General features: G+C 40.0%; 6 protein-coding genes. 2 read left to right on the forward strand and 4 right to left on the reverse strand.

Annotated elements, in window-relative coordinates; all coding sequences use genetic code 11:
• From ACH30E_RS00005 to ACH30E_RS00020, 4 genes are all read right to left on the reverse strand, one after another.
• The coding region (locus ACH30E_RS00005; protein WP_490823110.1) for a SusC/RagA family TonB-linked outer membrane protein at window positions 1-3071 on the reverse strand (3071 nt) is incomplete at its 3' end.
• A gap of 755 nt (window positions 3072-3826) precedes the next feature.
• The gene (locus ACH30E_RS00010; RefSeq protein ID WP_490823111.1) at window positions 3827-5287 is read right to left on the reverse strand and encodes a RagB/SusD family nutrient uptake outer membrane protein; all 1461 of its coding nucleotides are present in this window, start codon (window positions 5285-5287) and stop codon (window positions 3827-3829) included.
• Window positions 5288-5311: 24 nt separating this feature from the next.
• Entirely contained in the window at window positions 5312-8455 is a 3144-nt protein-coding gene (locus tag ACH30E_RS00015; RefSeq protein WP_490823112.1) for a SusC/RagA family TonB-linked outer membrane protein, read from the reverse strand.
• Window positions 8456-8735: 280 nt separating this feature from the next.
• A complete protein-coding gene (locus ACH30E_RS00020) occupies window positions 8736-11063 on the reverse strand; it encodes an efflux RND transporter permease subunit (protein ID WP_294996328.1) in 2328 nt (775 codons plus the stop codon).
• A gap of 277 nt (window positions 11064-11340) precedes the next feature.
• Here ACH30E_RS00020 and ACH30E_RS00025 point away from each other — a divergent pair, with 277 nt between their 5' ends.
• Both ACH30E_RS00025 and ACH30E_RS00030 read left to right on the forward strand, forming a co-directional pair.
• Window positions 11341-22593: a DUF8696 domain-containing protein gene (locus ACH30E_RS00025; protein ID WP_490823113.1), complete on the forward strand. Its 11253-nt coding sequence runs from the start codon at window positions 11341-11343 to the stop codon at window positions 22591-22593.
• Window positions 22590-23624 (forward strand): PorP/SprF family type IX secretion system membrane protein, encoded by a 1035-nt coding sequence (locus tag ACH30E_RS00030; RefSeq protein WP_490823114.1) that lies wholly within the window; start codon window positions 22590-22592, stop codon window positions 23622-23624. Before ACH30E_RS00025 ends, ACH30E_RS00030 begins: the two co-directional genes overlap by 4 nt.
• The last annotated feature ends 10 nt before the right edge of the window (window positions 23625-23634 follow it).

Genomic DNA, 23634 nt, shown 5'->3' on the forward strand with positions numbered 1-23634 from the left:
TTAATATCCAGACCAGCTACGAACATTTTAGGGTTAGGATATTCGTTTAAGCTGATGTTGTTACCATCTTCAGGATCTATACCTTTCCATGGGCTCCAGATAGCCAGGTTCTGTGCTTGCACATAGAAACGAGCTCCTTTGATCAGGTTTGTGCCATTACCCAGTTTGATTGCAGGGATAGCATAAGAAATGTTCAGGTTTCTGAAACGCAGGAACTTAGCATCTCTCAGGTCAGAAGAAGTAAATCCTCTGTCATAAGCTGAAGCCTGGTATGGTTTAACATCACCTGCTTTCTGCCACTGACCATCGATCAGTTCACGAGAAGCACGCACAGCACCATGGTAACCAGGAGTACCGCGGGTAATCCAGTTACGGGTATTATCACTTCTTACTACATCAAACTGATAAGAGAACAATGCAGAAACAGTGATGGCTTTGTAACGAATTTCCAAAGTAGCACCACCTACATGTTTAGGCAGGTAAGTACCGAATTTAGCAAACTGACCAGCTTGTGCAGGATCCAGTGTTTCTTTTCCATCCGGAGTTTCGAAACGTGGACGACCTGTAGCAGGATCTGCTCCTAAGTAATTGTAAGTGTAGTGTGAACCATAAGGCAGACCTTTTCTGATCACGAATGTTCCGAGGAAGTACTCGTTTACAAGACCCAGGTCTTCAATGGTATTCTTGTTGATGGCGTGGTTAATACTTAGATTCAAATTGAAATCTTTTTGTCTAACCACATCAACACTACCTGCAAATTCAAAACCTTTATTGGTCATTACACCGGCATTGATGCTCAGGCTACCGAAACCAGTAGTTCCTGATAATGGCTGGCTAACAAACAAGTCAATGGTTTTGTTTTTGTAGTACTCAATGCTGAATTTGGCACGGTTGTTCCATACGGCAAAGTCAACACCGATATTGAATTTCTGGATACGCTCAATTTTCAGATCAGGGTTACCTGGTGAAGTTGGCGCCTGACCAGTAATGGTAGAACCAGCATAGTTAGTTACACCAAACTGTGGTAACTGAGGACCCTGGTAGTTGGTAATACCTGAAAGAGGTACACCATAACCATTGGTTGGAATAGAACCGATATTCGGTACGATACCATAGCTCGCACGTACTTTCAACTCATTGAATATTTTCTGGTTAGCCAGGAATTTCTCCTGTAAGCTGTTCCAGATAAAACCTGCAGACCAGCTGGTGATCTCACGGTTAGCTGAGTTAACGATACGGGAAGTACCGTCACGACGAATATTAGCATTGATGGTGTAACGGTTGTCGTAAGTATATTTTGCAGTAGCAAAATAAGAACGGATACCAAAACCACTCTTTGCACTAGATGCATTCTGAGGATAAGTAGATTGACCAGCACCTACAGGTAATGCACCAGCACCCTGACCAGTTTCAGTCAAACGAGGATCTAAATTAAACAAGGTAAAACCAAGTGCTTTAGAATAACCTCTTACTGCTTCAAAATATGCACCGGCTTCTACTTCATGAATACCGAAACGTTTGTTGAAAATCAAACTTGAAGTATTGATGAACTGAGAAACCAATCTGTTTGATTCCTGCGCCAGACCAGACTGGAATGACTGTAAAGAACCAATATAAGAGTTTGGATTTACGTAGCGGGAGAACTGGTCGTTAGAAACGTCCAGACCAAAGATATTACGTAAAGTCAGGTAAGGCATGATTTTGTAAGCCAGGTTCAGACCAGCATTGATCTTGATTTGATTTTGCTGTAACTGAGAGTTCTGGATACCTTCCAACAGGTTAGCCACCTGGCGAAGTGCCAGTGCAGTGCTTGTACCAAAACGAAGTGAACCATCTGCATTGTAAGGGTTCTCATAAGTTTTTGCACGGTAAGTCATCTGGAAGGGGTTACGTGGGCTGTTACCCAGTTGCTCACCTTCAGAGAACCTTGTTTTTGAGAAACCAACAGTAGCACTTAAACCAACGGTTAATTTATCAGCAGTATGGTCTACGTTGAAACGTGTAGTATAACGTTTCAGGCTAGATCCAAGGTCAATACCCTGCTGATCAAAATAAGAACCAGAAAGATAGAACCTTGTTTTTTCGTTACCACCAGACATATTCAGTTCATGCGACTGAGTAATACCCTGACGGTAGAAAATATTTGCATAATCAATATCAATAGCACTGATACTGTCGAGCACTTGTTGCTTACGAGCGGCAGTCATACCAGTAGGAATAGCAGGGTTCAATGGAGAATAAACCCATCCTGGTGTACCACCGATTTTTTCACGCTCTTCATAAGCGAGCATTTCTTTAGTGTTCATCAGGTTCAGACGCTCAAAGCTTGGGCGCTGGGTAAAACCTACCTGAGTGCGGTACTGGAAGTTTGAAGTACCAGCTTTACCTCTTTTGGTAGTAATAACGATTACACCAGTACCACCACGTGCACCATACAGTGCAGCAGCGTTCGCATCTTTCAATACGGTCAGTGATTCGAAATCGTTAGGGTTAATGGTTTGGAAATCAGCAGCAGGAGTAGGTACACCATCGATGATGTACAAAGGCTGCGCACCAGCACCCTGGATAGATTGAACACCACGGATAGTGATGGTAGGGCTAGAACCTGGCTGACCAGAACTAGAGTTTACCAGCATACCTGGAGCACGACCTTGCAGAGCCTGGTCGAAAGAACCTACAGGTACAGTTTCAACTGCTTTTGCACTGATCACAGATGCAGCACCAGCGAACTGTGTTTTTCTCTCACGAGAATAACCTGTTACAACCACTTCTTCCAGAGATTTTGTCTCAGGGTTTAATGAAGCGTTCACCACAGCTCCTCTGATAGGAAGCTCGATGCGATCGTAACCCACAAACATAAAAGAGATTGTTTTAGCAGCTGCAGGAACAGAGATACGGTAAGTACCGGCTCCATCTGTTAATGCATTCGTGCTGCCTGAAGATACTGTAACACCAACCAGGGGTTGCCCTGTTTTTTGGTCTGTTACTTTACCTGTAACGGTTTGGTTTTGTGCCCAAACCTGCGCAATGGTTAGCATCGCGCACAGAAAGACTGTAACGAATTTTCTCATATTTCAGTTTTTAAATAAAAAATGCGAGTCGCAATTTAGTTAAAGAAAACATAAATGCACATTAATGGACATGTTTAGACTAGAAAAAGCTGCGTTTTTGATCAAAAAAACAACGAATATAATTATTTGTAATTCATATAATGTTCATAAATAAGTAACGCGAGTTTAATATTAATAAAAAATAAATGTATCGGTTTTGGGCCTGGTGATGAAGAACGGTGGAGTTTCTGATTTGAGCGAGTTGTTTTGCGGTTAAAGTAATTGGGTTTTAGAGATTCCTTCGGCGCAATTTTCACCCCAAAACACACAATTCTAATTCGAACATTATCAATGATTTATCCGTATCATCAACACATCATCAACACAGCAACAACACAGCACAACATATAGTTCGTGTTTGGAAGTGTTTAAATACTGTTACTAGCTTGTAGATATACTGAGGAAAAGACCTAAAAACTCCTAGGGGTAAGGAATATTAAGTAAGCTGGCACTCAAGAACAGTATCTATGCTTTAAAAATGGGAGATTGCCTGTTTACACTGACCAACCAGATAAATAAAAAATATTATTGTCCAGAGAGCAATGGTTAGTTATAATAACACCTGTGGAGAAGCGCTCAGCCAAATTTCTCTGAACAGTATAGATTCAAATCTGGAAAATTTTAAAGGAGCGCTCATACAAAAAAAAGAGGTCGTATCAATTACTGATACGACCCCTTGTAAAATAATCCTAACAATTATCTATTCCGTAATCATCTTAGTTATCTACGCATAACGGATTCAATAATAATTCACTGGAAGAAATCGGCCAGATATATTGCTGTGCTGTAGCAGCGATAGCAGACACTCCTGGTTTTGCAGGCAATGGTAAACCTAAACGGGTAAGATCCGTTCCGCGTAAACCTTCACCAAGGAATTCGATTCTTCTTTCTTTTACAATTGCATCAGCAAGTGCATCAGCATTGGCAAAATTCAATGCTGTAAATACAGTAGTAGCATCAGAACGACCACGCACTGCATTCAACAATGCAATAGCTTGTGCGTCTACGGTATTAGTAGAACGAACACGTGCTTCTGCAAGGTTAAGCAATACTTCTGAGTAACGCATTACCGGAGCAGGGTCGATAAAATTAGAGGGTACACTGTATTTAGTCAGGTAGCTCTTACCACTGTATACGCCGATAAAGCTTCTTCTTCTGTCGGTAGGTAACCAACCAGCATCGGAAATAATACCGGTTGACAGCAATGAATATTCACCATTACCACCATTAAAGGCAGAAGGACCATAATAATAACCCAACTGATTTTGTGTACCAGGTGTTTCATTGGAAGCAAATGGCATCGACAAAATTGATTCAGTTGTGTAATAGTTAGAGGTAAACATTGTTCTGTAATCAGCCTGTAATGCATGAGGCACACCAGAGCTCGCTACGAACGGAGCTGTTGCACTAACAATTTTATTTGCTTCTGTGATAACATCAGCATAGCGACGCATACTAAGCAATACACGGGTTTTAAGTGCAATAGCAGTATTCCTGTGTGCACGTGTAGTGTTCAGCGTTGCATTTGCATTTGTTAATGGCAGGTTTTGTTCTGCAAAAGTCAGGTCAGCCAAAATCTGTGTATATACTTCCGCAACAGTTGCGCGGGCAAGTGCATAATCGCCAGATCCTGTGTTACCGGTTAAACGAAGTGGAACACCAGGTTTACTACCGTTACCATCCCAAAAAGGGCGGGCATATAATTGCAACAAAGAATAATAACTTAATGCGCGAAGCAATCTTGCTTCACCAAGAAAATTATTAGACAAAGTAGCACCTACTACAGCGGTTCCCTTTGCGGCCATACCGTCAATGAATACATTCGCAAGGTTAATTACATAATAGGCCCTTGACCAATGATTCAATACACTATTGGTTGAGCTATTGGCTGGTGTATAGTTCCATACATCAAACCCTGTTACCACATTTGTACGATCATTCATGAATTCTTCTCCACGGATATCGTTGAAAATCTGATAACGTCCGCCATACATACCTGCATTCTTAATAGATGCATAAATAGAACGAACCTGACCTTCAATCCTTTCTTTGCTATCGAAAGCGGTAAGGTCAGAAATTGCATTGGTTGGTACCGGGCTTAGAAATTTGTCTTTGGCGCAGGAGGTCAATTGAACCACCGCTGCAGCCATGATCACATATAATAGTTTCTTTTTCATTTTACTGCATTAATAGGTTAACAATTAAAATCCTACATTCAGACCAACAGTGAGTGTACGCTGGTTAGCAACTGTATTTCTGTCTACACCAAAATTGGTAGTACCATTACCATTTGAGGAAACCTCTGGATCTGGACCAGGATATTTGGTGAGGATTAACAGGTTATTTCCATTCACATAGAAACGTGCACTGGTGATCTTCACTTTCTCAAGTAAAGACTTAGGCAGATTGTATCCAATGGTTAGTGTTCTCAACTTAACAAAATCGCCTTTGAATACGTTGATATCAAGCGGGAATGATGAACCATTTGATACGTTATCACTATAAACTGCTTTTGGTATATCGGTTACATCACCGGCTTTCTGCCACCTTCTCAAAACAGCCACTTCATTGTTCCAGAAACGCTGGTCTCTTAAACCTGCTTGTGTACCATAATAAATGTAGTTACCAAACTGGTAGGTTAACAAGGCTGTTAACTCAAAACCTTTGTAGCGGAATGTGTTTTCCCAACCACCAAAGATTTTAGGGTTGGTGTTTTTATAAACAACTGCATCAGCATTACTAACAGTTGGGGCTGTAGTACCATCTGCATACATAAATCTTGACTGACCAGCAGGAGCCACATGCTGGAAATAAACTTCTCTACCTTGTGAGTTTATAAATATCCTGCGTCCGGTTGCAGGATCTACACCTTTTGTACGGGTCACAAATATCATCCCGATTGGTTGACCAGGAACAGTGATACTTGGATTTTCCAAACCACCTGTTGAACTGATAATGCTGTTGATACCAGGAGCCAGTGAAGTTACTTTATTGGCATTAGTAGCTAAATTGAAAGAAGTGTTCCAGCTGAAATCTTTTTTGTTTACAGCATTCCAGTTTACCTGGAACTCGAAACCTCTGTTATACATGGTTCCGATATTCTGAGGAATAGAAGAAGGTAGACCAGCAGATGGAGGTTGAGGTACAAATAACAACAAACCATTGTTGTTACTATTGTAGTAACCAATTTCCGCGGTAATCTTATCCTTTAAGATACCGAAATTAATTCCGATATCGGTTTTCTTACTGGTTTCCCAGGTAAGGTTAGGGTTACCAGCCTGGCTATATTGTACTGTAGCACCGCCACCATACAAACCAGAACCATACTGAGATAATGAAGCAAAGTTTCCTAAGCCTCCAATATTACCTACTTTACCGTAACTAGCACGAACTTTGAAACTGCTGAAAATACGATCCAGTTTTGCTGCAGTCCAGAATTTTTCGTTCATCACTTCCCATCCTGCAGACACGCCCCAGAATGTACCATATTTTACATTGGCACCCAATTGAGATGCACCATCCCTTCTAAGGTTACCAGTGATATAATATTTACGATCGTAGTTATACTGTACACGACCAAATTCAGAATACAGGTAGTTTTCACCAATACTTAATCCAGAAGTATTTGGTGTTGCCCATCCACCCTGAATATTGGTGAAAGCAGGGTCAGAAACCGTAATACGGTTCAAACCGAAACCATTGTTGTCAGATTTTTGGTGCTCAATACCTGCAAGAGCACTTACACTATGCTTCTCACCAAAATTCTTATCGAATTGTAAAGTGGTTGTCCAAACCCATCTTTTGTTCTTGCTATAAGTAGCAGTTACAGAACCGTTTGAAGCAAAACCTTCCCCGGAAATCGGGTGGTAAAAGATATCATTGTCTGATAATACATAGTCAATACCATAAGTAGTACGACCTGTTAACCAACTGAATGGTTTGATCTGTGCATATACATTGCTGATGATATGTTCAATATAGTTATCGTTTCTGTTAAGGTCTAATTGAATAACAGGGTTATTAAAACTAACCTGGTTACCAGACACATTTAATATGTTTCCACCAACTCCCATTAATGCACCACTGTAGTTGTAAGTTCCATCATTGTTATATGGCGAAATATTAGGAGCAGTTACCAGTGCTACCCTACCAAGACCTGCAGTAGCAAAAGCATCTCCTAATGAACCTGAACTAACTGCTGCCAGATTCTTTTCTGAAGAATATTGAATTTTACCTCCAATATTTACAGCCTTACCTACTTTATGATCTACATTCATTGTAAGTGATAGTCGTCTGTAATCATTTCTTTTGATAATACCTTCCTGTGCAGTATAACCGGCAGAAAAATAATAACTGGTAGATTCATTAGCACCAGAAATGCTGATAGTATTGCTGTGTTGAACTCCAGTACGGTAAATTTTATCGTACCAACGTGTGTTGATAGGTTGTCCGTCCGGACCATTCATTAATCCAAATCTATTAGTTGCTGCATTATATGTACCCTGATTTTTTAATGCTTCATTTTTGTAATCAGTGTATTGGAATGCATCTAATAATTCCGGCAAACGCTGAACCTGGCTGAAGCCAACCCAACTGTCTAATGTAACTTTTGAACGACCTGCTTTACCCTTTTTAGTTGTGATAAACAGAACCCCGTTCGCAGCGCGGCTACCGTAAATCGCTGTAGCTGCTGCATCTTTTGCAACGTCTACACTTTCAATATCGTTGGGGTTAATGCTCGCCAGGATATTACCAGCAGAACTGGTAGCACTGAAATCGCCTGTGAACATTGGAACTCCATCCAATACAATCAAAGGATAAGAAGATAAGGAAATTGAATTGGTACCGCGAATACGCAATACAGGTGGCGCATTCAATACACCACTCGGAATGGTTACCTGCACACCAGCCGCACGACCACCCAAAGCCTGATCAAAGCTCTGTGTTGGTTTGTTGGCCAATGCATCGCCTTTTACACTGGCAATGCTACCGGTAATTTCCTTTTTCTTTTGGGTACCATAACCTACCACAACTACTTCAGACAAAGACTTGTCTTCTTCAGTCATGCTTACGGTGATGGAATTTTTGTCGGAGATGCTGGCTTCGAGGATGTTGTAGCCAACATAACTAAAGCGGAGCGACTTAACATTCGAACCTACCTGGATGGTAAAGTTTCCCGAATTGTCTGTAACAGTCCTCCTGTCTGAACCAGCTGAAACAGTTACGCCAGATAGCGGCGAACCCTTCGAATCTGTGACCTTTCCTGTGAAGGTCCGGCTAGTTTGTGCCTGAAGTTGTACCATAAAAAGCACAACACTGGCAGCAAGTGCCAATACTTTTCTCATGCGCATTTGGTTTTTAGGTTTATAGAAGTAATAAAAATAGACAGCAGGGTTAAACAAAACGCTGTTTTACCCTAAAAAAAGATTGATTCGCCGAAAAATCAGGAAAGAATTTTGTATTATTTAATTTTATACCATTTAATATATTATAAATCAATATATAAAACCATGATATGATTTATAACATTAAATGTTCAATATAGAATTGTTTAACTAATTATATGGTGCATATATTTAATATAAAAAACTAAAACACCCACCACTAACCCTGCAATAAGGTCATTTACTTTTTATTTGCGCGTTTCTGTTGGAAATGTAAGATGAGTACCGGCAATAGTACCAGATTTGTAAGGGTACCAATTACCAGCGTTAGAGAAGTAAGCCATCCCAAAGCCTTCGTTCCTCCAAAATCACTGATACAGAAAATAATAAAACCGGCTATCAACACCAACGATGTATAAATTATACTGATGCCAGTATGCCTGATAGTCTGAACCAGCGTTTGAGCAACCTGGTTATTATAATGCGGTAATTCCTGTTTATAGTTTATTAAGAATCGTATAGTTACATCAATCGCAATACCCAATGCCACACTAAATACCAACACAGTGGATGGTTTTAAAGTTATACCGATCCATCCCATTGTTCCTGCAGTAATCAATAATGGAATGAGGTTTGGTATCAATGAACATACCAAAATGCGGAATGAACGGAATAAATAAAGCATACACAACGTAATAAGTAAAAACGCCCAGAATATACTTTCCTTTAAACCCCTGATGATAAAACTTGAACCTTCTAAAAAAGTAATACTACTTCCGGTAAATGTAATGTGGTAAGATGCAGTATCGAAAATCTCACTTGCCTTCTTTTGATAATCCGCAATCATAAGGGGCAATTGTGCACTTCCTACATCCTTCATGTTTACCGTAATGCGCGCAACCTGCTTGGTACTATCCATAAAGCTGCTGATGATTTTTGAAACACCTGTTCCGGCATTACTATCTGAACGCTGTTTAAGGTAGGGCGACATAAACGCAAGATCGCCTTCATAAGGAACATCATAGCTTAATGTATCACCATCATAATAAGCCTGTTTGGCAAATTTTAATCCTTCTGCAAAAGATAAAGGCCTAGCCGTTTCTGGTCTTGCACCAATATATGCCGAGAGTTCATTGATTTTTGAAACAGGACCAGTATTACGCAACAACCCATTTTTCTTTTTTGTATCAACTAAAATTTCGAGTGGCATCACACCGCCGAAATGTGCTTCAAACCATTTTAAATCGGTATAGATTTTATCGTTCTTAGGAAGATCATCAACAATAAAACCTTCGCTCTTTAAACGGAAAATACCTGCAATGGCAAATACACTGATAACAATCGTTATACCATATACCCATTTGGCATGATGAAAAGTCCACCGTTCAATTTTTACCAACACTTTCTCTAAAAATGCATTATCCAAATACTTAGTATGCCTGTTTTTCGGTGGTTTCAGGAAACTTAATACAGCAGGAATGAAAATAAGTGATATCACAAACAACGCCATGATATTAATGCCAGCCACTATTCCAAACTCTTGTAATAAAGCACTTTTGGTAAGCGCAAAAACGGCAAATCCAATAGCAGCAGCAATATTACAAAACAGCGTTACAATACCCATTCTGCCTACCATTGTAATCAGGGCTTTATCCTTATCGCCTATCTCCCGATACGCTGTATGGTATTTATTGAGGAAGTAAATACAATTGGGAATACCTATCACCACAATCAATGGTGGGATCAATGCATTCAACAATGTTATTTTGTAACCAAACAACACCATTGTTCCAATACTCCAAACCACACCAATACCAACTACTACAAGACTCATCAACATTGCACTCAATGATCGGAAGAAAATCAATAAAGTAACTGCAGATAAAACAAGGGATCCTATCAGAAACCAATTCATTTCATCTTTGATCCTATTTCCCACTGTTGTTCTGATAAAGGGAAGTCCACTAATATGCAAACTACTCTTTGTTTTTTCTTCAAACAGGTTAACCTGTTTCATGATATCATTGATCAGTCTTGTTCTCCCTTTACTGTTAATAGTATCACCATTTACCGAAACGCCCATTAGATAAGCATTGCCAGAATCACTATACAGTAAGGTTTTATAAAAAGGCAATTGATTGAAAACCTGTTTGGCAGAATCTAACTCCGCCTGCCCCTGAAATGGGTACTGAAATATTTTCTCCGGAACAAGTTGTTGTTGCTCACGATCATTGCGAAGATTTACCGCGTCCGGAATACTTAATATTCCGGTAACGCCTACTACCTGTTTTAATGACTGCTGCAAAATCGCTACCTCATTAAAATAAGCTACAGAATAAAAATCTTTACTATCAAAACCTAATACCAGCATATTACCATCACCACCAAATTTTTTTAGAAATGATTGATACTCCTGGTACTTGGGATTATCGGTAGGAATCGCCCTTGTAAATTCATAGCTAAGTTTTACCTGAGTGGCATAATAGGTCATAACACCTGTAGCCATCAACAGCAAAAACAATAAAATGATACGTCTTCTCAGAATAAATTGACCCAATCTATACCACATGATCTATTAATAGAATTTTTCTTAATGTATAAAAGATACAATCACTGTAACTAACTATGTAGGAATTGAACTACAAAGAAAAGAAGAATATGTCATATACAGATAACATTGATTAGCGCGGGCAGTATTGTACATTGCATCATCCTGTGAGAGCTGTATACAGAGAAAAGTAAACTATCCGCTTTTTTCTGATAACACCTTATATCCAATATCCATGATCCCCCGGAAGTACACATACCATGTTGTGCTACTGTGTTCTTGTCTATATACCTGTATATTGACAAAAGCACAAGGTATTTGCTCCAGCAATGCTTTAGCACCTGTTTTTTCACAAACATTTGGACAGGGTACCAATTCTTCTTCAAAAACTACTGTTCCATCTGGCTTTAATACCAACTATTCTTTTCAAAGCAGTGGTGCACTTGATGACGGGAAATATATGGTTACACCACGTGTTCAAAATTCTGGTCGTAACGATTGGGCACAAGGCACCGACCATACCGGCAACTCAAATGGCAATATGTTTCTGGTGAATGCTGGCACTGGTGGTTCTGTTTTCTTTACGCAACAGGTTAATGATCTATGTCCGGGTTCTACCTATAATTTTTCCGCATGGTTGGCAAACGTAAATACAACCAGTAACACTTTACCTATATGTGGCAGTGGCTATGTTTATCCTAATGTAACTTTTAACATTAAAAATACTTCCGGAACAGTTTTAGCTACTTATAGCACTGGAAATCTTCCGCTGACAGCCAACAGATCTGTTGCCCCAAACTGGCAGCAATATGGTTTCAGTTTTTCATTGCCTTCAGGTACTACTTCCTTAGTACTTGAAATGGTAGACGCCTATGGTGGGCAACCGCAGTGTGGTAATGACCTTGCTATTGATGATATTCTTTTTACAGCCTGTACCCCTACTGCTTCAATTTCATTCAGCAATGGTACCACAGTTTGTTCTGGCACGAGTACTACCATCAATGCTTCCATTGTCAATAATCCATTCACCACACCAGCCTATCAATGGCAAAAAAGTACAGATGGTGGAACTACCTGGACAAATATTGGTACTGCAAGTACCACCAGTAGTTATACTATCAACAGTGTTACAGATACAGATGGTGCATCTTACCGGGTACTTGTTGGACCGGATGTTTCCAGTTTAAGTTCCAGTACTTGTGTTACTGCATCATCAGCAGTTGCACTTACGGTAGCCTCAGTAAAACTAAATTCCGACGTAATAGAATGTAACAATGGTATTACCAGTTATAGTGCCACAGATACCTATTACAAAGTTGTTTATAGTAATAGCAATGCGGGTAATAGCTATTTATGGAATGTGTCAAGCTCCGGATCTTGGAGTTTTCAGGGCTCTAACAATGCTAATTCACAATACCCACGTTTCCAGTTTAACAGTTCAGCAGCATATATTGTAAGTGTACAGTTTACTACCAACGGGGTAAGTTGTAGTGATACACAGGTTGTATTTAAAAACACGGTAGCCTTAGCCAGTATTCAAAATTCAAAAGACACTTCAATATGTTACAACACTAATAGCGTTAATCTTTCCGCAGCAGTTTCATACGTAACAAACTCCTATTCATGGAGCAGCTCTGGTACAGGTACATTCTCTAACATAAATTCATTAAACCCTACCTATACACCTAGTATCGCAGATAAAAACGCCGGTTTAGTAAAACTGTACTTTAACGGAACATCAACTTATAACGCTACTGGTAATTGCGGTACTAATACCAGTAAGGATTCAATGATACTCAGGATCTATCCAAATAATATTGGTACAGACACTACCAGATCTATTTGTTCTAACCAACTATTGTCTTATTCACCAATCTCAGCACAACCTGGTAGCACTTTCTTATGGACTTCCGCTTTTACAAATGGTTCAGGTAGTGGTAACACTGCTAATGGATCTGGATCCATTAATGACTTGCTGATAAACACATCTACCACAAATGCCGCTGTAGTTACCTATACGATTACCCCATATTATGGCGGATGTAGCAGCACACCATTTACACTTACAGCTACTGTTAATCCAAATCCTGCTATTACCATTACTAATAATGCCCATATAATCTGTTCAGGAACGGCAACAAATATTCAATTCAGCAGCTCTCTTCCAGGATCATTGTTTACCTGGTCTGCTTCAAATATTTCCGGTGTAAGTTCGGGACAAACAAATAATAATAGCCCATCAAACACAAACTCCGTTACTGATATACTCAGCAATACAACCCTGGTGAATGCGATTGTACGGTACAAAATCACTACAACATCTTCTAATGGATGTAGTACAACCGATTCAACTGATGTAACCGTTAAGCCTCAGCCTACTATTGCTTTAGCAGGTACCGATCAGGCACTTTGTAATCTTACTGCTGCTCAATTAAACGGGAATACACCATTGGTTGGATCAGGTACCTGGACAATAGTAAATGGCCCTTCAACAGTAACGTTTAGTAATGCCTCACTTCCAAACAGTCAGGTTAGCGGATTAATTCCAGGTAGCTACACTTTTGCATGGACTATCTCAAACAGTCCTTGTAATGTATCGGCAGACAGTGTAACGATTATCATTAGCCCTGAAACTGTTGCAGGCACACTTAGTGGCGCAACCAATGTTTGTTTTGGAAATAATACTGGTCAATTAACGCTTGCCGGAAATATTGGTAATATCATTCGTTGGGAATATTCAATCGATAACGGAAACAGTTGGACTACTGTCAATAATACAACAACTACGCTGACATTCAATAACCTTACCACTTCCACTTTATACCGGGCGGTTGTTCAAAGTGGAAATTGCAGTATTCAGTATTCCAACAATGTATTAATTACTGTTGATCCGCTAACAGTACCTGGAACACTAACCGGAACCACTATTGTTTGTTCAGGAAGTAATACCGGCACATTGACTCTTTCCGGCTATACAGGAAATATTATTCGTTGGGAATCATCAACTGATGGTGGCACAACCTGGCCGACAAGCTATGCAGTTAACACCAGTAGTTTTACTTTCAACAACCTCACACAAACAACTACCTACAGAGCGGTAGTACAAAGTGGCAATTGCAACCCTGCCTATACCAATGAAATTACTATTACCGTTAACCCTGTTACCGTACCTGGTATTCTATCAAGTGACGCAACAGTTTGTGCAACAGGAAATAGCGGTTCTCTAAATTTGAATACTTATACCGGCTCAATTCTTCAATGGGAGTTTTCTATTAACAATGGTACAAGCTGGACAACCATTTCAAATACGAGCACATCACAGGGTTATAATAACCTGAATACAACAACAGCATACCGGGTTCTGGTGAAAAGTGGCGTTTGTCCATCCCTGTATTCAAACACCAGTACAATTACCGTTGTTCCACCTGTTGAAACGCCAAACGCAGGAAATGACCTGAGTGTTTGTAATGTGTCCGCAACTGCACTTAATGCAACTTCGCCTGTTGCAGGAAGTGGCAGTTGGCGTATGGTAACAGGACCTTCAGCAGTTAGTTTCACCAATATTGCTGATGCGCATACTACCGTAAATGGATTAATTGCAGGAACTTATCAATTCGAATGGACAATCAGCAACGGAATATGTACCGACTTAAAAGACACTGTTCAACTAATTGTTTATCCTGCTACAGTACCAGGCACTTTATCTGCTAATAATACCGTTTGTGCTACTGCAAACAATGGCACGCTTACACTAACAGGGTATACTGGAAACATTTTACATTGGGAATCGTCTATTGATAATGGAACTAGCTGGAGCACTATCAGCAATACTACCAACACCCTCAATTATAATAACCTCAGCACAACTACACAGTATAGAGCTTCTGTTCAAAGCGGCGTTTGTAATCCTCAATATTCCAATACCATTACCATTACGGTTTTACCTGCTGTAACACCTGCGAATGCAGGAACAGATACCCATGTTTGTTTTACCACATCTACCATTTTATCCGCAAATACCCCTGTTAATGGAAGCGGTACATGGACTGTGGCCGCGGGCGCTCCATCAGCAGTAAGTTTTACTAATAGTAATAACCCTAATACTACCGTAAATGGTTTAGTGGTTGGTTCCTATCAGTTTATCTGGACCATTTCAAACGGTACATGTGCTGATTCTAAAGACACGGTAACCATTACAGTTGATCCTCAAACTGTACCAGGTACATTATCTGCAAGTAATACTGTTTGTGCCACTGCTAATAATGGCACACTTACACTAACAGGATTTACCAGCAATATTTTACATTGGGAATCTTCTATTGATAATGGCACGAACTGGAGCACTATCAGTAATACTACCAACACGCTCAACTATACTAACCTCAGTACAACAACACAATACAGAGCTTCTGTTCAAAGCGGTGTTTGTAATCCTCAATATTCCAATTCCGTTACCATTACGGTTTTACCTGCGGTGACACCTGCTAATGCCGGTACAGATACCCATATATGTTTTACAACCGCTACCATTCTTTCTGCAAATACACCTGTGAATGGAACCGGCACATGGTCTGTGGCTGCAGGTGCCCCATCAGCAGTAAGTTTCACAAATAGTAATAACCCTAATACAACCGTAAATGGCTTGGTCGTTGGTTCCTATCAGTTTATCTGGACCATTTCAAACGGTACATGTACCGATTCTAAAGACACGGTAACCATAACAGTAGATCCGCAAACAGTTCCTGGAACATTGTCTGCAAGTAATACCGTTTGTGCCACTGCTAATAATGGCACACTTACACTAACAGGATATACAAGTAATATTTTGCATTGGGAATCTTCTGTTGATAATGGCGCCAACTGGAGCACTATCAGTAATACTACCAACACGCTCAACTATACTAACCTCAGTACAACTACGCAGTATAGAGCTTCCGTTCAAAGTGGTGTTTGTAGTCCACAATATTCCAATATTATTACCATAACTGTATTACCCGCTGTAACAAGCGCTAATGCAGGTACTGACCAATTTGTATGTAATGTTGCAGGAGTTACATTAAATGGCAACACCCCAATAAACGGAACCGGTACATGGACTGTTTTACCGGGTGCACCTTCTACACCTGTATTTACCAATGCATCGAACCCTGGCACAACTGTAAATGGATTGGTTGCCGGCACCTATCAGTTTGTTTGGACTATTTCAAACGGAACCTGTGCTGATTCAAAAGATACAGTTGAAGTAACTATTTACCCACCTTCAGTTCCTGGAAACATAACTGCCGCTGCTACAGTTTGTGCCATTTCAAATAATGGCACGCTAACATTATCGGGTAATACCGGAAATATTATACGTTGGGAATCTTCTATTGATAACGGTAGTTCCTGGACTACCATTTCTAATACTACCAATACATTAAACTATACCAACCTCAGTGCTACAACCGTGTTCAGGGCAGCAGTACAAAATCAAAATTGCCCAACCTTATACAGTAATTTAAACACCATCACTGTATTACAACCAGTAACACCTGCAAATGCAGGTCCTGATACCACTTTTATCAATGGTGTATCCAGTTATACGCTTAACGGAAATACACCAGTATCAGGTACTGGCGTTTGGTCTGTAGTGCCTGGTGCAACCAGCCCTTTAAATTTCTCAGGCACAACCAATCCAAAAGCTACTATTACCGGTTTAGATTATGTACATGGTGCACCACCAACAGATGGTAAATACTTGCTGGTATGGACTATCTCAAACGGATACTGCCCGGTATCAAGCGACACTATGCAAATAACAGTACAGCCTCCTACAAATCCTGGTGTTATCGGTCCTGATGCTGTTGTATGTACCGGAAACAATAGTGGCACTTTACACCTCACTGATTATTTAGGAACCATTCTTCAATGGGAGCTATCTGTTGATAATGGGGTTAACTGGTCTGTCATCAGTTCTACTGTTGGCACTAATCAGGATAATTATTCATATTCAAACCTCACACAGACAACCCTATTCCGCGCTTTGGTTAAAAACGGCGTAGGTGCTGAACTTTATTCAGGTATTGCCGCAACTATTACTGTGCTTGAATTGGTAACACCTGCAAATGCAGGTCCGGATCAATTACTATGTAATACAACTTCATCTGTACTTGCTGCCAATACACCTACCTCAGGAATGGGAACATGGTCTGCATTGGCTGGTAGTCCAACAATACCATCTTTCTCAAATACAGCAGATCCAAATACAGTAATCAGCGGATTAACTTTTGGCACTTATCAATTTGTATGGACTATTTCAAATGGTATTTGTTCTGACTCTAAAGACACAGTAACTGTTACTATTCAAGAACCGACAATTGCCGGAAACCTAAATACCGACAACACTGTTTGTATTACCAGCAATATCGGTTCACTTACACTAACCGGTTATTTTGGAACTATTGTCGGAACGGAATATTCCATTAATAATGGATTGAATTGGTCTACAATAAGTAATACTTCAAATACCGCTACGGTAAACTACAATAATCTATCACAAACTACCCAATTCAGATCTCAGATTCAAAATGGTGTTTGTCCTGCATTGTATACGAATATCGTTACAGTTACTGTTCTACCTGAAGTAACACCTGCTGATGCAGGCTCAGATCAGTTATTATGCAATGTAACTGCCGCTACTTTAAATGGTAATACACCTGTTTCTGGAACAGGTGTTTGGACATTACTATCTGGCGCTCCTTCTGCTGTTAGTTTTACCAATGCAGCAGATCCAAATAGTACAGTAAATGGGTTAACATTTGGTACATACCGTTTTGTTTGGACCATCTCAAATGCGTTATGTGCCAGTTCAACAGATACTGTTGAAATTCGTATTATCCCACCAACAACAGCAGGAAATCTTGTTGCCTCTGCAACAGTTTGTGCTACCAACAATTCAGATATATTAAGCTTGTCTGGTAATAATGGAAGCATTTTACAATGGGAATTTTCGATTAATAACGGTGGTAGCTGGACCAATATCTCAAATACCAGTAATACATACACTTATACCAACTTAAATACAACAACCCTTTATAGAGCTCTTGTAAAAAATGAAATCTGCACTGCCTTGTATTCAAATGAGGTAACCGTTACAGTTATACCACCTGTTACAAATGCCAATGCAGGAACTGATCAGATTTTATGTGATGTAACATCAGCAACCCTAAATGCAAATACACCTGGTGTTGGTTCTGGTACATGGACAGTGGTTGCAGGCGCACCGTCTGCTGCTAGTTTCACCAATCCAAATGATCCAAATACAACTGTAAACGGACTTACCCACGGAACATACCAGTTTATATGGACTATCTCAAATGGTATGTGTGCCAACTCTGTAGATACTGTTTCCATATATATTGCCGCGCCTACTATTGCAGGAAACCTGGTTGCACCTGCAACCGTTTGTGCAACGAATAATACCAACATACTTACCCTTTCCGGCATGCAGGGAAATATACTTAAATGGGAATTTTCTGTAAACAATGGCGCCAACTGGAACGATATTTCAAATACTACAAATACATATACCTATAACAATCTCAATACTACTACCGCTTACAGGGCACTGGTAAAAAATGAAGTTTGTTCATCGCTTTATTCAAATGAAATAACCATCACGGTAATTCCTCCTGTTACTGCTGCTAATGCAGGTATTGATCAGCGTTTGTGTAATACCACATCGGCCACATTAAACGCCAATTCACCATTATCAGGAACCGGAACATGGTCTGCCTTAACAAGTAACCCAACGGTCGCCAATTTCACGAATGCTACAGACCCGACTACTACCGTTAATGGACTTACAACCGGCATATACCAGTTTGTGTGGACCATTGCAAATGGCACCTGTACTGATTCAAAAGATACGGTTACTATTACAATAGACCCACAAACTGCACCTGGTAATTTAGTTGCTGATGCTACAGTGTGTGCTACAAGCAATGGCAACTTACTCTCACATAATGCTTATACCGGAGATATTCTTCGCTGGGAATATTCAACAACTGGCGGTAATTCCTGGACTAATATCAACAATACAAGTAATACCTATACTTATAGCAACTTAAATACAACAACAAGCTATCGGGTTTTAGTACAAAGTGGTGTTTGTGCTCCGATGTTTACCAATGAAGTAACCATAACTGTATTACAGCCAGTAACTATTGCAAATGCAGGAGCGGATCAGACTTTATGCAGTACTCCTGCAACTATGCTTCAGGCTAATACACCTACCTCTGGTACCGGCAAATGGAACTATGTTTCTGGTCCGTCAACACCTGTATTTGCAAATGATACCGACCCTAATACAGTTGTATCCGGACTTGTTGCGGGTACGTATACTTTAGTGTGGACAATCTCAAATACGCTTTGCGCTGATTCAAAAGACACGGTAAGCATTACCATTGCGCCATTAACAGTGCCTGGTAATTTATCTTCAAATGCAACTGTTTGCGCAAATTCAAATAGCGGAACGCTTCAGCTAACAGGAAATACCGGGGATATTTTACACTGGGAATTCTCCACCGACAATGGATCGAGCTGGACAGTACTATCAAATACTTCTTCGTCTTATAATTATACAAATCTTACCACATCTACCTTATTCAGGGTTTTAGTAAAAAATAGTGTTTGTGCAACAAGCTATTCAAATACAGTATTAATTACAGTTATGCCAACTGTTACTCCTGCTGTTGCCGGTATGAATCAGTTTATTTGTAACAATACTACAGCCAGATTAAATGGCAATACCCCATCTTCGGGTAATGGCTTATGGAGTCAGATAAGTGGCCCGACTACTGCCATCTTTGAATATAATAACCAGGCTGCCACAAACCTGTCTGGGTTAACAACCGGAACTTATCGTTTCAGGTGGACCATTGACAATACAGTTTGTCCTGCATCATCCAATGAAACAGAAATACGGATTGATCCACCAAGTTCTGCAGGCATACTTGGAAACGACGATACAGTTTGCACGAACCTGAATCAGGGAACTTTGTCAATTACTAATTATACAGGTGACATTATCAGATGGGAAAGCTCAAACGATAATGGTAATAGCTGGAGTATTATCAACAATAATCAGTCAACATATACTTATTCCAATCTCAACAGTACAACCAGATTTAGGGTACTGGTACAAAGCGGTGTTTGTGCATCCTTGTATTCTAATACCGTAACTATTACAGTGAATCCATTCACAGTAGGTGGACATATTGCCGCCGATGATACAGTTTGTGTAACAGCTAACAATGGCACATTGCAATTAACAAATTATGTGGGTGATCTTATCCGCTGGGAATCTTCTATTGATAATGGTAACAACTGGAGTCTGATAAATTATACTGGAGACAGATACAGTTTTAACAACCTTTCTACTTCTACCCTCTTCAGGGTTATGGTTCAAAGTGGTGTTTGTTCGGCAGCATTTAGTGACACAGTAAATATAACTGTTGATGCTGCAACCGTTGCAGGTACATTAAATGGAATCGATACTGTTTGTTACAATACAAATAATGGATCTATCATACTTTCGGGAAAGCTGGGGAATATTGTCCAATGGGAAGCTTCTCAAACAAGTGGCACTACATGGAATGTACTTAACGTAACAAATACAGATACTTTAAGGTACAATAACCTTACGCAAAATACTTTATACCGTACCCTGGTAAAAAATGGCACTTGTGCCATTATGTATACAAACCCGGTAAGTATTATGGTAACACCTCCTGTTACCATTGCAGATGCAGGAGCTGATATTGTAATTTGTAATGCTGGAACCACAACTACCATGAAGGCGAATATGCCTGTCTCAGGAACTGGTTCCTGGAGACAGGTTCCTGGTTCGAATAGCGCTGTTATCGCAGATCCCTCAAATCCTCAAACAGTGATCAGCGGTCTGTTACCAGGTAGTTATCAATTTATCTGGGAGATATCGAACGGAGTTTGTATCAGTTCCAGTGATACGGTAAATATTAAAGTAGATAAAACAACTGCAGACTTTACATTAACAGGCGTAAATAACTGCGGAAATACAGTCTACCAATTTAACGATAGAAGCACTTCAAATTTTGGAATAAATGACTGGAAATGGAGCATTGCACCCGGCGACACGGTTAATACAAAAGAACACAGCTACAGTTTTACTGCTGAAGGTACCTATACCATGAACCTTACTGTTAAGAGTGAAGCAGGATGTATTAGCAATTTACAGGCGCAGTTTTCAGTTAAGGTTTACCAATTCCCTCACGTTGATATTGATGCCATCAGAGATGTTTGTCAGGGACAGCTAACACAACTTTCTCCAATACTGAATTCCAGAGACAGCATTGCCATGATTTTATGGAACCTGAGTAATGGCACTAAAAGTTCAGATTCTATCATCACCGTTAGGTACCTGGTAGATGGACAATACACAGTCAGGTTAACCGCATCTACTGTAAACCACTGCCTCGACTCTGCCGTTAAAACAATGAGCGTTCACCCATTACCTGTAATTAATGTAACACCAAATAGCACGATTTGTAAAGGTGAGTCTCTTCAATTAACTGCTACAGGTGCCATGAGGTATATCTGGTATGATCAGCTTAACAATATCACTGCTTCCGGGCCAAATACAAATACGGTGAAACCTGTTGGCTCTACCACAATTCGCGTAATCGGATATGATCAATTTGGATGTAGCGAAATAAAATCTACCAGCATTCGTGTTATTCAGCCACTGAAAATGTTTGCAGCACAGGGTGACACACTTTGTATCGGCGAAAGCAAACAACTGGTTGCCACAGGTGCAAGCAGTTATAAATGGTATCCAGAAACAGGCTTAAGCAACAGCGCCGTTGCTAATCCTATAGCAAGACCAGTAGAAACAACCATTTATAATGTAATTGGTAAAGACGATTACAACTGTTTTGCAGATACAGCTCAAATTAAAGTAGTGGTTGGTCGTCCAACCCCAATCAACATAGGTAGTGACACAACAATTACCGCGGGTACAAGCCTGCAGCTTCGTGTATTGGCAACGACTAATATCAACGGCGGAAACGACCAAATAAGAAAATGGCGCTGGGGTAGCAGTGCCGCTGGTTCTATCAGTTGCCCAACCTGTGCTACCCCTGAGGTAAAACTTTCGAACGATGCCTGTGTGTCTTGTACTGTAGTCAACAATTATGGATGTATAAGTACCGATACATTATGTATTAAAACACTCTGCCCAGCTACAGAATTGTTTGTGCCGAATGCATTTTCACCAGATGGTGATGGTATCAATGATATACTCCTTGTACAAGGTAAAGGAATAAAACTCATTAAAAGCTTTAGGATATACAACAGATGGGGTCAGCTGGTTTTTGAAAAATCAAATTTCTCTCCCGGCGACCCTGCTTATGCCTGGGATGGAAAGGCTTTTGGAAAAGCAGCAACCCCTGATGTATTTGTTTATGTTTCTGAAGTGATCTGTGAAAAAGGATTACCAACCATATTTAAAGGCAATATAACCATACTCAAATGAGGAAAAATTATACACGACAACTACTTATGCTGACTACTGTATTACTGGTTAGCAAAATTGAAGCACAAGACTTCACCTTCTCACAATTTTATGAACAACCCCTATTACGAAATCCGGCATTGGCAGGTGTATTTACCGGCGACATAAGAGCATCTATGGTGCATAGAAGTCAATGGGGAAGTGTAACCGTACCATATAAAACATCCTCGTTAAGCATAGAACATAAACTACCAATGGGAGGAAAAAACGATTACCTAACAATCGCATCTCAGATGAGTGTTGATGTTGCAGGTGATTTAAGACTAAGAAGAACACAAATTCTTCCTGCTATTAACTATCATAAATCGTTGAGTAATGATAATGATACTTATTTGTCTTTAGCATTTATGGGCGGACCTGTATCAAGTCAGTTTGATGCTTCCAAACTAAAACTGGGTGATCAGTATCGGGGAGGAGAATTTAATTCAGCAAACCCCACAGCACAACCGATTACGAATACGGGGTATAATTACTGGGATTTGAGCACTGGTTTATCTTTCAGTACTTCATTCAACGATAAAACAAGGGTATACATTGCTGCTGGTTTATCACATGTAACCAATCCGACTATTAAATCTGTAACAGGGTCTACGGAAAACTTTTTATCGCCAAGGCTATCTCTGAATGCAGGTATCAGTGCCCCTTCAGGAGAAAGAGGAAGAATTATGGGCTTTGTGGATTATTTCACCCAGAATAATAATAAACAAATACTGGGAGGCCTGTTATACGGCATGACCATCAGAGAATATGATGATGGAAATGAACCTGACCTTTTCTACATCGGTAGCTTTATGCGCTGGGGAGATGCTTTGATACCAACGGTTAAAATGGAATTTGAACATTTCAGTGTTGGGGTAAGCTATGATGTGAATATTTCAAAACTGAAAGTCGTATCCAACTGGCGTGGTGGACTAGAACTTACTGCTACCTATAAAGGTTTTCTCAAAATCAGGAATTCAACTATTGATAAAACAAGGTGTGTACGATTCTAAAAGGCATTGA

The sequence above is a fragment of the Sediminibacterium sp. FW305-C-61 genome (assembly GCF_058231065.1).

Bases quoted from the DNA above. Each gene is read 5' to 3' on its own strand.
- ACH30E_RS00030 (WP_490823114.1), top strand. From the start codon at position 22,590: ATGAGGAAAAATTATACACGACAACTACTTATGCTGACTACTGTATTA.
- ACH30E_RS00020 (WP_294996328.1), bottom strand. From the start codon at position 11,063: ATGTGGTATAGATTGGGTCAATTTATTCTGAGAAGACGTATCATTTTA.
- ACH30E_RS00015 (WP_490823112.1), bottom strand. From the start codon at position 8,455: ATGAGAAAAGTATTGGCACTTGCTGCCAGTGTTGTGCTTTTTATGGTA.
- ACH30E_RS00010 (WP_490823111.1), bottom strand. From the start codon at position 5,287: ATGAAAAAGAAACTATTATATGTGATCATGGCTGCAGCGGTGGTTCAA.